This window comes from Streptomyces sp. TLI_146, assembly GCF_002846415.1.
Taxonomy (GTDB): Bacteria; Actinomycetota; Actinomycetes; order Streptomycetales; family Streptomycetaceae; genus Streptomyces.
Window position 1 is genome coordinate 2,831,704 of the sequence record NZ_PJMX01000001.1, and the last position, 14,010, is coordinate 2,845,713.

The following is a 14,010-nucleotide window of genomic DNA, read 5'->3' on the forward strand; positions in this document are numbered from 1 at the left end:
GTTGCTGTTGCCGTTCAGCCGTTCTTAGGACCGCCGAGCTGGATCCCGGCCATCCGGGTCCACTCGTACCGGCCGGTCTTCACCTTGGCCGCGAACTCGCCGTCGAAGTCCTCGTGGACGGTGATCCCGGCCTTCTCGACCGCGGCCAGCGCGACCGCGTGGCTGGGCGCCACCAGGTCGCCCCAGCCGCCGTCGTCGCCGACGAGCACGATCCGCGCGCCGCGCTGGCCGATGTACGCCACCTGGCCCTCGGCGCCGCCGTGCTCCTTGGCGAAGTGGCCGATCTGCTTGGCGAGGCGAGCCGCCCGCCGCTCGGCCTTGGCGGCCTGCTTCTCGTCAACCTGGGTTTCTGCCATGTCCAGGATGCTACTCGCGAGTAGATCCAGATGCGACGGGAGGGCCCAGTGGCTTGTACCACTGGGCCCTCCCGTCGGAAGAGCGGGTGACTACCGCAGGAACGGATCCACCGCGACCGCCACGAACAGCAGCGAGACGTACGTGATCGACCAGTGGAACAGGCGCATCTCCTTGAGCTTGGCGCCCGTCACCTCCGCCTTCGCCCGGTTCTGCAGCCCGTGCGCCTCCCACAGCCAGAAGCCGCCGGCCAGCAGCGCCACCAGCGTGTAGAACCAGCCGGTGTAGCCCAGCGGGGTCAGCAGCAGCGAGACGGCGACCATCAGCCAGCTGTAGAGCACGATCTGCTTGGCGACCACCTTGTTGGAGGCGACGACCGGCAGCATCGGCACGCCCACGCGCGCGTAGTCCTCGCGGACCTTCATGGACAGCGGCCAGTAGTGCGGCGGCGTCCAGAAGAACATGACGAGGAAGAGGATGATCGGCGCCCACGACATGGAGTTGGTGACGGACGACCAGCCGATGAGCACCGGGAGGCAGCCGGCGATGCCGCCCCACACGATGTTCTGCGAGGTGCGGCGCTTCAGGATCATCGTGTAGACGACCACGTAGAAGAGGAGCGCTCCGAGTGACAGCCAGGCCGACAGCCAGTTGACGGCGAAGCCGAACAGCAGCGTGGAGACGATCGCGAGGGTGATGCCGAAGGCGAGGCACTCGCGCGGCGACACCATCCCGGTGACCAGCGGCCGCTGCGAGGTGCGGTCCATCAGCGCGTCGATGTCGCGGTCGATGTACATGTTCAGCGCGTTGGCGCCGCCCGCCGACAGGAAGCCGCCGACGGTGGTGGTCAGCACCAGCCAGAGCGACGGGACGCCCTGCTCGGCCAGGAACATCACCGGAATGGTGGTGATCAGCAGCAGTTCGATGATCCGCGGCTTGGTCAGCGCCACGAACGCCTTGACGCGGGCCCCGAACGGCCGATGGGCCCCCGGGCTGGGAGTCAAGACGACCCCTGCGGGTCGGGACTCGACGGCCGTCACGCACACCCCTGACAGAGAATTCCCAGCAAGTCCCGGGGCAATCGGTCGGATGGGCCCGGACGTTCCGGGCATGAGCACCCGGTGAAGACTTGCGCGTACCACGCCACTGTAGACGTTGCCCATACGCCGCCCTTCGCGGGGGTGGGCTCGTGTTGGGGGCGGGTCGCGAAGACTACGCCGTGAGGCGGAAGTGCCCGGTCTTGGGCACTCTGGAGGTGTGTGTCCCAACCGGTGGGCAGTCGAAAAAATGAGCGTTCCGGCGGGGGTAGGCTCGACAGCGCCCGGTGCGCCCACAGTCACCGGGAACGAACATGTGGAGAGGAGCCCTGACTCAGGGTGAGCACCAAGCCGACCACCACAGACCTTGAGTGGACCGAACTGGACCAGCGGGCCGTAGACACCGGCCGCGTCCTGGCCGCGGATGCTGTACAGAAGGTCGGCAACGGCCATCCTGGTACGGCGATGAGCCTGTCCCCGGCCGCGTACACCCTCTTCCAGAAGGTGATGCGCCACGACCCGGCGGACGCCGACTGGACCGGGCGCGACCGCTTCGTCCTGTCCGCGGGCCACTCGTCCCTCACGCTCTACATCCAGCTCTACCTGGCCGGGTACGGCCTGGAGCTGGACGACCTGAAGGCCTTCCGGACCTGGGGCTCCAAGACCCCGGGCCACCCGGAGTACGGCCACACCACCGGCGTGGAGACCACCACCGGCCCGCTGGGCCAGGGTGTCGCCAACGCCGTGGGCATGGCGATGGCCGCCCGCTACGAGCGCGGCCTGTTCGACCCGGAGGCGGCCCCCGGCACCTCCCCGTTCGACCACTTCGTCTTCGCGATCGCGGGCGACGGCTGCCTCCAGGAGGGCATCTCCGCCGAGGCGTCCTCGATGGCCGGTCACCAGAAGCTGGGCAACCTGGTCCTGCTCTGGGACGACAACCACATCTCGATCGAGGGCGACACCGAGACCGCGGTCTCCGAGGACACCCTCAAGCGGTACGAGGCGTACGGCTGGCACGTCCAGCGCGTGGCGCCGAAGGAGAACGGCGACCTGGACCCGCAGGCGCTGTTCGAGGCGATCGAGGCCGCCAAGGCCGAGACCGAGCGCCCCTCCTTCATCGCGATGCGCTCGATCATCGCCTGGCCCGCCCCGCACGCGCAGAACACCGAGGCCGCGCACGGCTCGGCGCTCGGCGACGACGAGGTGGCGGCCACCAAGCGCGTCCTGGGCTTCGACCCGGAGCAGACCTTCGAGGTCGCCGACGAGGTCCTCGCGCACACCCGCGCCGCCCTGGACCGCGGCCGTGAGGCCCGGGGCGAGTGGGAGAAGTCGTTCGCCGCGTGGCGCACCGCCAACCCGCAGCGCGCCGCCGAGTTCGACCGCGTCAACGCGGGCGAGCTGCCCGAGGGCTGGGAGGAGAAGCTCCCGGTCTTCGAGTCCGGCAAGGGCGTCGCCACCCGCGCCGCCTCCGGCAAGGTCCTGCAGGCGCTGGGCGCGGTCATCCCCGAGCTGTGGGGCGGCTCGGCCGACCTCGCGGGCTCGAACAACACGACGATCGACAAGAACTCGTCGTTCCTGCCCGAGGGCAACCCGCTGCCGGAGGCCGACCCGTACGGCCGCACGATCCACTACGGCATCCGCGAGCACTCGATGGCCGCCGAGATGAACGGCATCGCGCTGCACGGCAACACCCGTATCTACGGCGGCACCTTCCTGGTGTTCTCCGACTACATGCGCAACGCGGTGCGCCTGTCGGCCCTGATGCACCTGCCGGTGACGTACGTGTGGACGCACGACTCCATCGGTCTGGGCGAGGACGGCCCGACCCACCAGCCGGTCGAGCACCTGGCCTCGCTGCGCGCGATCCCGGGCCTCAACGTCGTCCGCCCGGCGGACGCCAACGAGACCGCGATCGCCTGGCGCGAGATCCTCAAGCGCTACACCAAGGTGTTCGGCAAGGGCGCCCCGCACGGCCTGGTGCTGACCCGTCAGGGCGTGCCGACGTACGAGCCCAACGAGGGCGCGGCCAAGGGCGGTTACGTGCTGTTCGAGGCGGAGGGTGGCGATGCCCAGGTCGTCCTCATCGGCACCGGCTCCGAGGTCCAGCTCGCCGTCGAGGCGCGCGAGGCGCTCCAGGCGGAGGGCGTCCCGACCCGGGTCGTCTCGATGCCGTCCGTCGAGTGGTTCGAGGAGCAGGACCAGGCGTACAAGGACAGCGTCCTGCCGCCTTCGGTCAAGGCGCGGGTCGCGGTCGAGGCCGGCATCGGCCTGACCTGGCACCGGTACGTAGGCGACGCGGGCCGCATCGTGTCCCTGGAGCACTTCGGTGCCTCCGCCGACGGCAAGGTGCTCTTCCGCGAGTTCGGCTTCACCGCCGAGAACGTGGCCGCCGCCGCCCGGGAATCCCTCGCCGCCGCCGCGCGCTGACGCCGGTATACGAACTAGTAGGAGATGCATTTCTCATGACAGACGCACTCAAGCGCCTCTCCGACGAAGGCGTCGCGATCTGGCTCGACGACCTGTCGCGCAAGCGGATCACCTCGGGCAACCTCGCCGAGCTGATCGACCAGCAGCACGTCGTGGGCGTCACGACCAACCCGTCGATCTTCCAGAAGGCGATCTCCTCGGGTGACGGCTACGAGCAGCAGCTCGCCGACCTCGCCGCCCGCAAGGTCACCGTCGAAGAGGCCATCCGCATGATCACGACGGCTGACGTGAGGGACGCCGCCGACATCCTGCGCCCGGTCTTCGACGCGACCGAGGGCCAGGACGGCCGGGTCTCCATCGAGGTCGACCCGCGCCTGGCGCACAACACCAAGGCCACCGTCGCCGAGGCCAAGCAGCTCGCGTGGCTGGTGGACCGGCCGAACACGCTCATCAAGATCCCGGCGACCAAGGCGGGCCTGCCCGCGATCACCGAGGTCATCGGCAAGGGCATCAGCGTCAACGTCACGCTGATCTTCTCCCTTGAGCGCTACCGCGAGGTCATGGACGCCTACCTGGCCGGCCTGGAGAAGGCCAAGGAGCGCGGCCTGGACCTGGCGAAGATCCACTCCGTGGCGTCCTTCTTCGTGTCCCGCGTGGACACCGAGATCGACAAGCGGATCGACGCGCTGGGCACCGACGAGGCCAAGGCCGCCCGCGGCAAGGCCGGTCTGGCCAACGCCCGTCTGGCCTACGAGGCGTACGAGGAGGTCTTCTCCTCGGACCGCTGGGCCGCCCTCGACAAGGCGCACGCCAACAAGCAGCGCCCGCTGTGGGCCTCGACCGGCGTGAAGGACAAGGCGTACAAGGACACCCTGTACGTCGACGACCTGGTCGCCCCCAACACGGTCAACACCATGCCGGAGGCCACCCTGGAGGCGGCCGCCGACCACGGCCGGATCACCGGCGACACCGTGTCGGGCACCTACGAGCAGGCCCGCGCCGAGCTCGACGCCGTCGAGAAGCTGGGGATCTCGTACGACGAGGTCGTGCAGCTCCTGGAGGACGAGGGCGTCGAGAAGTTCGAGGCGTCCTGGAACGACCTGCTCAAGTCGACCGAGGCGGAGCTCAAGCGCCTGGCACCTTCGGAGGGCTAAGAACCTTGTCAAGCAGCAATCCGCTGCGTGACGCCGCAGACCGACGGCTCCCGCGTATCGCGGGGCCGTCGGGCCTGGTGATCTTTGGCGTCACGGGCGATTTGTCCCGTAAAAAGCTGATGCCCGCTGTCTATGACCTCGCCAACCGCGGTCTGCTTCCGCCGGGCTTCTCCCTGATCGGTTTCGCCCGCCGCGAGTGGCAGGACGAGGACTTCGCGCAGGAGGTGCACGACGCCGTCAAGGCGCACGCCCGGACCCCCTTCCGCGAGGAGGTCTGGCAGCAGCTCATCCAGGGCATGCGCTTCGTCCAGGGCGACTTCGACGACGACAACGCCTTCGAGCAGCTGAAGTCGACGATCGCCGAGCTCGACAAGGCGCAGGGCACCGGCGGCAACTTCGCGTTCTATCTGTCGGTGCCGCCGAAGTTCTTCCCGCAGGTCGTCCAGCAGCTCAAGAAGCACGGGCTGGCCGACCAGAAGGACGGCTCCTGGCGCCGCGCGGTCATCGAGAAGCCCTTCGGCCACGACCTGGTCTCCGCCCAGGAGCTCAACAAGGTCGTCCACGAGGTCTTCCCGCCGGACGAGGTCTTCCGGATCGACCACTACCTCGGCAAGGAGACCGTCCAGAACATCCTGGCGCTCCGCTTCGCCAACACCATGTTCGAGCCGCTCTGGAACCGGTCGTACGTCGACCACGTCCAGATCACCATGGCCGAGGACATCGGCATCGGCGGCCGGGCCGGTTACTACGACGGCATCGGCGCCGCCCGTGACGTGATCCAGAACCACCTCCTCCAGCTGCTCGCGCTGACCGCGATGGAGGAGCCCGCCTCCTTCGACGCGGACGCGCTGGCGGCGGAGAAGACCAAGGTCCTGGGCGCGGTGCGGCTGCCGAAGGACCTGGGCGCCAACGCGGTGCGCGGTCAGTACGCGGCGGGCTGGCAGGGCGGCGAGAAGGCCGTCGGCTACCTCCAGGAAGACGGCATCGACCCCAAGTCGAAGACCGACACCTACGCCGCCGTGAAGCTGGAGATCGACAACCGCCGCTGGGCGGGCGTCCCGTTCTACCTGCGCACCGGCAAGCGCCTGGGCCGCCGGGTCACCGAGATCGCGGTGGTCTTCCAGCGCGCCCCGCACTCCCCCTTCGACCACACGGCGACGGAGGAGCTGGGGCAGAACGCCCTGGTCATCCGGGTCCAGCCGGACGAGGGCGTGACCGTCCGGTTCGGCTCCAAGGTGCCGGGCACCTCCATGGAGGTCCGGGACGTGTCGATGGACTTCGCCTACGGCGAGTCCTTCACCGAGTCCAGCCCCGAGGCGTACGAGCGGCTCATCCTGGACGTCCTGCTCGGCGACTCCAACCTCTTCCCCCGCTTGGAGGAGGTCGAGCTGTCCTGGAAGATCCTCGACCCGATCGAGCGGTACTGGGACGCCCACGGCAAGCCCGCGCAGTACGCGTCGGGCACCTGGGGCCCGGTCGAGGCGGACGAAATGCTCGCACGAGACGGACGGAGCTGGCGCCGGCCATGAAGATCGACCTTACGGACACCACGGCCAGCAAGATCAACAAGGCGCTCGTCCAGGGCCGCCGCGCCGTCGGCACCCCTGCCGTCGGCATGGTCCTGACCCTGGTCATCGTCACCGACGAGGAGAACGCGTACGACGCGCTCCGCGCCGCGAGCGACGCCTCGCGCGAGCACCCCTCGCGCACCCTCGTGGTCATCAAGCGGGTCTCGCGCTCGCCGCGCGACCGCACCCAGTCGCGCCTGGACGCCGAGGTGCGGGTCGGCGCGGACGCGGGCACCGGTGAGACGGTGGTCCTGCGGCTGTACGGCGAGGTGGTCAACCACGCCCAGTCGGTGGTGCTGCCGCTGCTGCTGCCGGACGCGCCGGTCGTCGTCTGGTGGCCGGTGAACTCGCCGATCGACCCGGCCAACGACCCGCTGGGCGCCCTCGCCCAGCGCCGGGTCACCGACACCTACGCCGCCGAGCAGCCCATAGAGGAGCTGACCGGCCGCGCCGAGACCTACACCCCGGGCGACACCGACCTGTCGTGGACCCGCATCACGCCGTGGCGTTCGATGCTGGCCGCGGCGCTCGACCAGGTGTCGTGCAAGGTGACCTCGGTCGAAGTGGAGGGCGAGGAGTTCAACCCGAGCTGCGAGCTGCTCGCCATGTGGCTCGCGGACCGGCTGGACGTACCGGTGAAGCGCTCGCAGTCCTCCGGCCCGGGCCTCACCGCCGTACGGATGGAGACGGACTGCGGACCGATCATCCTGGACCGCGCCGACGGCTCGCTGGCCACGCTCTCGATCCAGGGCCAGCCGGACCGCGCGGTGGCGCTCAAGCGGCGCGAGACGGCCGAGCTGATCGCCGAGGAGCTGCGGCGCCTCGACCCGGACGACACCTACGCCTCCGCGCTGCGGTACGGCGTGGACCGGCTGGGCGAGCCGTCGGGCGGGAAGGCCGCGGCCCCGGCCGAGGCCGCCGCCGCTCCGGCGGCGGAATCCTCGGACGCCAAGCCCGCCGCGAAGAAGGCTCCGGCCAAGAAGGCGGCGGCGAAGTGAGCACCCCTCAGCTCGTCGTCCACCGCGACAAGGAGCTGATGGCGCAGGCCGCGGCGGCCCGGCTGATCACGAAGATCGTGGACGCCCAGGCCGCCCGCGGCTCGGCGTCCGTGGTCCTCACCGGCGGCCGCAACGGCAACGGGCTGCTCGCGGCCCTCGCCTCCTCCCCGGCCCGGGACGCGATCGACTGGTCGCGGCTCGACCTGTGGTGGGGTGACGAGCGGTTCCTGCCCGAGGGCGACCCGGAGCGCAACGTCACCCAGGCCCGGGCGGCGCTGCTCGACGCGGTGCCGGTCGACCCGAAGCGGGTGCACGCGATGCCCGCCTCGGACGGGCCGTACGGCTCGGACGTGGATGCGGCGGCCGCCGCGTACGCCGAGGAGCTGGCCGCCGCGTCCGGCCCGGAGGACCACGGCGACGTGCCGACGTTCGACGTGCTGATGCTGGGGGTCGGCCCCGACACCCATGTGGCGTCGCTCTTCCCGGAGCTGCCCGCGGTGCGCGAGACCGAGCGGACGGTGGTCGGGGTGCACGGCGCGCCCAAGCCGCCGCCGGTCCGGGTCTCGATGACGCTGCCGGCGATCCGGGCGGCCCGCGAGGTGTGGCTGCTCGCGGCGGGCGAGGACAAGGCGCAGGCCGCGGCCATCGCCCTGTCCGGCGCGGGCGAGGTGCAGGCTCCGGCCGCGGGTGCGTACGGCCGTGGCCGCACCCTGTGGCTGCTCGACTCGGCGGCCGCGTCCCGGCTGCCGCGCGCGCTGTATCCGCCGGCATCGCCCTGACGCCGGCGCTGCTCACGCGGACGGGCCCGGTCCACCTCCTGGTGGACCGGGCCCACTGTCTTCCTCACCCGCTCACGGCGAGCGTCAGAGGATGATCTGCTCGCCGCCGGAGGCCTCCAGGCGGGCGATGGCGCTGCGGACCGCCGCCACGAACTTGTCGTAGACCGGGGTGGTGCTGGTCGCGCGGCCCGCGATGGTGTTCACGCCGAACATGGACTTGCGCAGCTCGGTCGTGATCTCCAGCTGGGCGCCCTTGCCGAGCAGCGTCCCGTTGCAGATGTTGGCCGGGTCGACGCCCGCCAGGTCCGGCTCGGTCGAGCCGTCGATGACCTGGAACCCGGCGGTCCCCAGCGCGTCGCGCAGATACGTCTTGAAGGTCGTGTTGAGACCGCCGACCACGACGGCCTCGGGGCGCGTGGTGGGCGCACCGGCCTGGGTGGCGGTGCAGCCGTGCAGGCTCACCACGTTGAGGTTGGCGGCGGCGATGGAGCGGGCCACCTTGTCGTCGCAGTTCTTCGAGGTGACGTGCAGCTCGCTGTTGTTGCTGCTGCGGATCGCCTCGAACATCCAGTAGTCGTACGCCGGGCCGCCCTTGGCCGCGAGCGTGGCCGGGTCGTATCCGGCTATGCCGAGGCAGAGCTCGGAGGTGCCGCCCTCGATGCCGCCGCCATGCAGCGCGAGGATCGCGGTACGGCCGTACGCCACGGCGCTCTGCTGGTCGCTGTCGACCTGCTCGTGGCGCTTGTAGCGTCTGGCGAAGTCGGTGCCCTCCTTGCCCGCGAGCTTGGTGTAGAGGTCGGTGTTGGAGTCGTACAGGTCGTTGGCGCCCGTGGCGTGCGCGGCGGTCGCACCGAGCCCGCCCATCAGCGGACCTGCGACGGTGGCGGTGGCCAGGGCGGTGAGAACCGTACGACGGCTGGTGTTGGTCATGGACGCAATGATCTATACGTCGTACGGAGGTCCGGGCGCCGGGGTCGGATTCCGGCCGGATCAGCGCTCTTCGGCCGTCTCGCCGGGCCCCGACTCCCGTACCAGGAACGGCTCCAGGAGCCCCGGGACCGCCTGTGCCGCGAACGCCAGGCCCTCCGCCTCGTCGGCGTCGCGCACCGAGTACGCACCGGCTCCGGCGGCCGTCGTGGCGGTCAGGGTGAGCAGTCCGGCGCGGCGCTGGAAGACGGACTGCTTCACCGTCCAGCCGATGACGCCGCCGCGCTGGAGGACCACCGTGGCCCGGCGGACCGTGCCCGAACGGGCCACCAGATAGGGGCCGTTGATGCCGTGCCCCAGGTTCCTGTACGCGTCCAGGGCTAGCGCGACCGCGAGCGGCACCCCCGCCGCCGCGCACCCGGCAGCCACGTACAGCAGGACCGGCGTCAGCAGCGCCCCCAGCAGCGCCAGGACCGCCACCGGGACGAGCGCCGCCAGCAGGGCCCGGCGCAGCCTCCTGGCGCGGGCCGCGGGCGGATGCGCGGTCAGGGCGGTGCCGGTCGGCGCGGCCGGCTCGCGCAGCACCTGCGCGGCCACCTCGGCCGCGACCGCCCGGGGCGCGGGCGGCAGCAGGGTCCTGTGGTCGGCGTGTTCGCCGTCCTCGCCGGTGGCCAGGCCCGTGGCGATCGCGTCGAGCCGGGCCGCGCCGCAGAGCCGCACGCCCAGCGGCTCGACCAGTTCGACACCGCGCAGCCTGCGCTCCTCGATGGAGATCGAGCGGGAGGTGAACAGGCCCCGGCGCACCCGCAGGGTGCCGCCCGGCTCCCGCTCCAGCCGGTAGTTCCACCACATCTCGACCCACAGGCCGAGCGCGCCGCCCACGCCCACGACCAGGGCCAGGGCGGTGACGGTGAGGAGGATCCAGCCGAGCGGGGTGTCGTGGAAGCGGTCGCCCGCCCAGTGCACCACCTTGCCCTGGACGCCGAACCAGTCGCTGATCTGCATCAGTCCGCCGAACGCGGCCCCGGCGAGCGCCGGCGCCACGAACGACACCGGCGCGTACCGGATCCAGCCCGGGTCGAGGACCGCCAGTTCGCCGGTGCGGTGGGCGCCTTGGGGCCCGGTCTCCTCTCGGGCGAGCAGCACCCGGCGCAGCCGCTCGCCCTCGGCCCGGGAGACCGGGTCCAGTTCGAGCGTGGACTCGCCGCCGCTGTGCTCGCCGGTGCCGATCCTGACCTTGACCAGGCCGAGGATCCGCAGCAGCGGGTCGGCGGTGAGGTCGACGCTGCGGATCCGCTCGCGGGCCAGCGAGCGGCGCTTCACCAGGAGGAGCCCGGTGTGCAGTTCGGCCCGCTCGGGGCCGATCCGGTACCGGGTGCGGCGCCAGCCCACGTATCCGGCGAGGGCGCCGCCGCCGAGCGGGAGCGCCAGCCAGCCGAAGAGCACCGCGAACGCCCAGCCGCCCGACACCTTGCCCAGCATGGCGAGCGCCGTGGGCAGCCCGGCGCCGACGGCGAGCCCGGCCCCCAGCGCCGTGGAGACGAGCACCCGGCGCCGGTCGAGCCGCAGCCAGTCGTCGGCGGGAGCACCGGCCGCGGGGGCTCCCGCGCGGTCGCCGCTCATGTGGCGTCCCCCGGGGTCGCCCCCGTGATCCTCGTCAGCCGTTCGGCGAGTTCCGCCGCCGCCTCGTGGTGCAGGCCCTCGATCCTCAGGGCGCCCTTGGCGGAGGCGGTGGTGACGGTGACCGTGGCCAGCGCGAACGACCGCTCCAGCGGGCCGCGCACCGTGTCCACGGTCTGGATCCGGGACATCGGGGCGATCCGCGACTCCTGCCAGAAGTAGCCCGTCCGTACGTACACCGCGTCGTCCGTGACCTCCCAGCGGTGCACCCGGTACCACCACAGGGGCAGCAGCGCGGCGCAGAGCGCGCCCGGCACGGCGAGCCCGGCCGCGGCCGCGAGCAGCCACGGCCGGGCGGGGGCGATGAGCACGCCGAGGACGGCCAGGACCAGCACCGGCGGCGCGGTCACCGCCAGCCACCGCGCCCGCCACCAGCGGACGGCCGCCGGGTCCAGCTCGTTCTTCGGTGGTCTCAGCACCGCCCCCTCCCCCGCCATGGCCTCAGCGGCCCCGCAGCGTCCGGTACTTGGCGACCAGCGCCTTGCTCGACTCGTCCAGGCCCGGCACCTCGGCGCCCTCGGTCAGCGCGGGCTCGACGCGCTTGGCGAGGACCTTGCCCAGCTCCACGCCCCACTGGTCGAAGGAGTCGATGTTCCAGATCGCGCCCTGGACGAACACCTTGTGCTCGTACAGCGCGATGAGCTGGCCGAGGACGGAGGGGGTGAGCTCCTTCGCCAGGATGGTGGTCGTGGGGTGGTTGCCGCGGAACGTCTTGTGCGGCACCAGCTCCTCGGCCACGCCCTCCGCCCGTACCTCCTCGGGCGTCTTGCCGAAGGCCAGCGCCTGCGTCTGGGCGAAGAAGTTGGCCATCAGCAGGTCGTGCTGGGCGACCAGGCCGGGCCGGAGGTCGGCGACCGGCTCGGCGAAGCCGATGAAGTCGGCCGGGATGACCTTGGTGCCCTGGTGGATCAACTGGTAGTAGGCGTGCTGCCCGTTGGTGCCCGGGGTGCCCCAGACGACCGGGCCGGTCTGCCACTCGACCGGGTTGCCGTCGCGGTCCACGGACTTGCCGTTGGACTCCATGTCGAGCTGCTGGAGGTAGGCGGTGAACTTCGACAGGTAGTGCGAGTACGGCAGCACGGCGTGCGACTGGGCGTCGAAGAACGCCCCGTACCAGACGCCCAGCAGCCCGAGCAGGAGCGGCGCGTTGGCCTCGGCGGGGGCGGTGCGGAAGTGCTCGTCGACCAGGTGGAAGCCGTCCAGCAGCTCGCGGAAGCGGTCCGGGCCGATGGCGATCATCAGCGAGAGGCCGATCGCCGAGTCGAACGAGTAGCGCCCGCCGACCCAGTCCCAGAACTCGAACATGTTGGCCGTGTCGATGCCGAAGTCGGCGACCTTCTCCGCGTTGGTGGAGAGCGCCACGAAGTGCTTGGCGACCGCGGCCTGATCCGCCCTCAGCTCGGTGAGGAGCCAGTCGCGCGCGGAGGTGGCGTTGGTGAGGGTCTCGATGGTGGTGAAGGTCTTGGACGCGATGATGAACAGCGTCTCGGCCGCGTCCAGGTCGCGGAGCGCCTCGTGGAGGTCGGCGCCGTCCACGTTGGAGACGAAACGGACCGTCAGACCCCGGTCGGTGTAGGAGCGCAGCGCCTCGTACGCCATCGCCGGACCGAGGTCGGATCCGCCGATGCCGATGTTGACGACGTTCTTGATGCGCCTGCCGGTGTGCCCGGTCCACTCGCCGGAGCGGACGCGCTCGGAGAAGGCGGCCATCTTGTCGAGCACCGCGTGCACGCCCGGCACCACGTTCTCGCCGTCGACCTCGACGACCGCCTCGCGCGGGGCGCGCAGCGCGGTGTGCAGCACGGCGCGGTCCTCGGTCGTGTTGATCTTCTCGCCGCGGAACATGGCGTCGCGCAGCCCCGCCACGTCGGCGGCCGCGGCCAGCTCGCGCAGCAGCCCCAGGGTCTCGTCGGTGACGAGGTGCTTCGAGTAGTCGAGGTGCAGATCGCCGACCGTCAGGGTGTATCCGGCGCCGCGGCCGGGGTCGGCGGCGAACAGCTCGCGCAGATGGGTGTCGCCCAACTGCTCGCGGTGCTTGCCCAGTGCGGTCCACTCGGGCATCTGGTTGAGCCTGGTACGGCCTTCTGCGTTCATCTCTGACATCAGCCCACTTCCTCGTACTCGCGTACGTACCTGCCCCGCTGCCCCTCCAACTTAGTTGATCAGGACGTAAGGGCAGGAATCAGAGCGGCCACGGCGCCCGGGAACAATCCGGACGCCACGAGGGCGGGCGTGTCGAGCGCCCGGGGTGATGCCGAAGGGCCCGGCAGACGAACCGAGTTCGTCTGCCGGGCCCTTCGCTGTCAGATCTCGCCGCGGAGCTTGGCGAGCGCCTCCGCGAGGATCGCCTCGCCGTCCGCGTCGCTGCGCCGCTCCCGCACATACGCGAGGTGGGTCTTGTACGGCTCCGTGCGCGGCGGGTCCGGCGGGTTGTCCCGGTCCTGACCGGCCGGGAAGCCGCAGCGCGGGCAGTCCCACGTCTCCGGAACCTGTGCGTCACTGGCGAAGCTCGGCTGCGTCTCGTGCCCGTTCGAGCACCAGAAGGAGATGCGCAGGCGCGGCGCGGACTCGCCACGCTCGGCCTCACCCATCGGCCCCGCTCCGACCCGGCTTCCCCGGATCGCGTTGCCACTTGCCACGGTCGTAACTCCCTGCGTGATGGTGCTCGAAGATGCCCCAGTCTACGTAAGGCCCAACGCGCGTCCAGTGATTGTAGTTACACCCCACCCCTGAACGCGGAGACGACAGATCAGTTGTCCAGCTTCATCAGCAGACCAAGTACGACAATGCACGCGAACCAGCCCAGACCGACCACGACGGTGATGCGGTCGAGGTTGCGCTCGGCGACCGAGGAACCGCCGACGGACGACTGCATTCCGCCACCGAACATGTCGGAGAGGCCGCCGCCCTTTCCCTTGTGCATCAGCACCAGCAGCATCAGCAGCAGGCTGAAGACGATCAGGGCAATCGAGAACCCGACAATCACGGCTGGACCAACTTCCTAGGACTGATATGGCGACGGGGGCCGGGGGACGTATTCCATAATCCCGAGCCCGACCCCCGCAAGGGTACGACGGATCCGCGCT

13 protein-coding genes are annotated in these 14,010 nt (G+C 70.9%); 5 read left to right on the top strand and 8 right to left on the bottom strand.

Going from position 1 to position 14,010, the window contains the following annotated elements:
* Nucleotides 1–14: 14 nt before the first annotated feature.
* Together BX283_RS12965 and BX283_RS12970 are read right to left on the bottom strand one after the other, a co-directional pair.
* Entirely contained in the window at nucleotides 15–356 is a 342-nt protein-coding gene (locus BX283_RS12965) for a hypothetical protein (protein ID WP_101387774.1), read from the bottom strand.
* Nucleotides 357–446: 90 nt separating this feature from the next.
* Nucleotides 447–1,400 (bottom strand): heme o synthase, encoded by a 954-nt coding sequence (locus tag BX283_RS12970; RefSeq protein ID WP_101387775.1) that lies wholly within the window; start codon nucleotides 1,398–1,400, stop codon nucleotides 447–449.
* A 330-nt stretch (nucleotides 1,401–1,730) separates the two neighbouring features.
* Here BX283_RS12970 and tkt point away from each other — a divergent pair, with 330 nt between their 5' ends.
* Genes tkt through pgl form a run of 5 tightly spaced genes read left to right on the top strand, consistent with a single transcriptional unit; the run spans nucleotide 1,731 to nucleotide 8,317 of the window.
* Nucleotides 1,731–3,818: a transketolase gene (tkt, locus tag BX283_RS12975; RefSeq protein ID WP_101387776.1), complete on the top strand. Its 2,088-nt coding sequence runs from the start codon at nucleotides 1,731–1,733 to the stop codon at nucleotides 3,816–3,818.
* A 35-nt stretch (nucleotides 3,819–3,853) separates the two neighbouring features.
* Nucleotides 3,854–4,972 carry a transaldolase gene (tal, locus tag BX283_RS12980; RefSeq protein ID WP_101387777.1) on the top strand — a complete coding sequence of 373 codons (1,119 nt, stop codon included), beginning with the start codon at nucleotides 3,854–3,856 and terminating at the stop codon, nucleotides 4,970–4,972.
* Between the two features lie 5 nt (nucleotides 4,973–4,977).
* Entirely contained in the window at nucleotides 4,978–6,501 is a 1,524-nt protein-coding gene (gene zwf, locus BX283_RS12985; RefSeq protein ID WP_101387778.1) for a glucose-6-phosphate dehydrogenase, read from the top strand.
* Nucleotides 6,498–7,538, top strand: coding sequence for a glucose-6-phosphate dehydrogenase assembly protein OpcA (gene opcA / locus BX283_RS12990; RefSeq protein WP_101387779.1), 1,041 nt, complete (start codon nucleotides 6,498–6,500; stop codon nucleotides 7,536–7,538). The genes zwf and opcA overlap by 4 nt, the downstream gene beginning before the upstream one ends.
* Entirely contained in the window at nucleotides 7,535–8,317 is a 783-nt protein-coding gene (gene pgl, locus BX283_RS12995) for a 6-phosphogluconolactonase (RefSeq protein ID WP_101387780.1), read from the top strand. The genes opcA and pgl overlap by 4 nt, the downstream gene beginning before the upstream one ends.
* An 84-nt stretch (nucleotides 8,318–8,401) precedes the next feature.
* Here the strand turns inward: pgl and BX283_RS13000 are convergent, their stop codons facing one another.
* The 6 genes from BX283_RS13000 to secG all read right to left on the bottom strand — a co-directional run bounded on the left by BX283_RS13000 (nucleotide 8,402) and on the right by secG (nucleotide 13,910).
* On the bottom strand, nucleotides 8,402–9,247 hold the full coding sequence (locus BX283_RS13000) for a poly-gamma-glutamate hydrolase family protein (protein ID WP_101387781.1): 846 nt from the start codon (nucleotides 9,245–9,247) through the stop codon (nucleotides 8,402–8,404).
* Between the two features lie 60 nt (nucleotides 9,248–9,307).
* On the bottom strand, nucleotides 9,308–10,867 hold the full coding sequence (locus tag BX283_RS13005; RefSeq protein WP_101387782.1) for a PH domain-containing protein: 1,560 nt from the start codon (nucleotides 10,865–10,867) through the stop codon (nucleotides 9,308–9,310).
* A complete protein-coding gene (locus tag BX283_RS13010) occupies nucleotides 10,864–11,361 on the bottom strand; it encodes a PH domain-containing protein (RefSeq protein ID WP_101387783.1) in 498 nt (165 codons plus the stop codon). The genes BX283_RS13005 and BX283_RS13010 overlap by 4 nt, the downstream gene beginning before the upstream one ends.
* Nucleotides 11,362–11,365: 4 nt before the next feature.
* Nucleotides 11,366–13,018, bottom strand: coding sequence for a glucose-6-phosphate isomerase (gene pgi, locus BX283_RS13015; protein ID WP_101387784.1), 1,653 nt, complete (start codon nucleotides 13,016–13,018; stop codon nucleotides 11,366–11,368).
* A gap of 209 nt (nucleotides 13,019–13,227) precedes the next feature.
* On the bottom strand, nucleotides 13,228–13,563 hold the full coding sequence (locus BX283_RS13020; RefSeq protein WP_003976875.1) for an RNA polymerase-binding protein RbpA: 336 nt from the start codon (nucleotides 13,561–13,563) through the stop codon (nucleotides 13,228–13,230).
* 110 nt (nucleotides 13,564–13,673) lie between these two features.
* Nucleotides 13,674–13,910, bottom strand: a complete 237-nt coding sequence (secG, locus tag BX283_RS13025) for a preprotein translocase subunit SecG (RefSeq protein ID WP_101387785.1) — start codon at nucleotides 13,908–13,910, stop codon at nucleotides 13,674–13,676.
* Nucleotides 13,911–14,010: the final 100 nt, after the last annotated feature.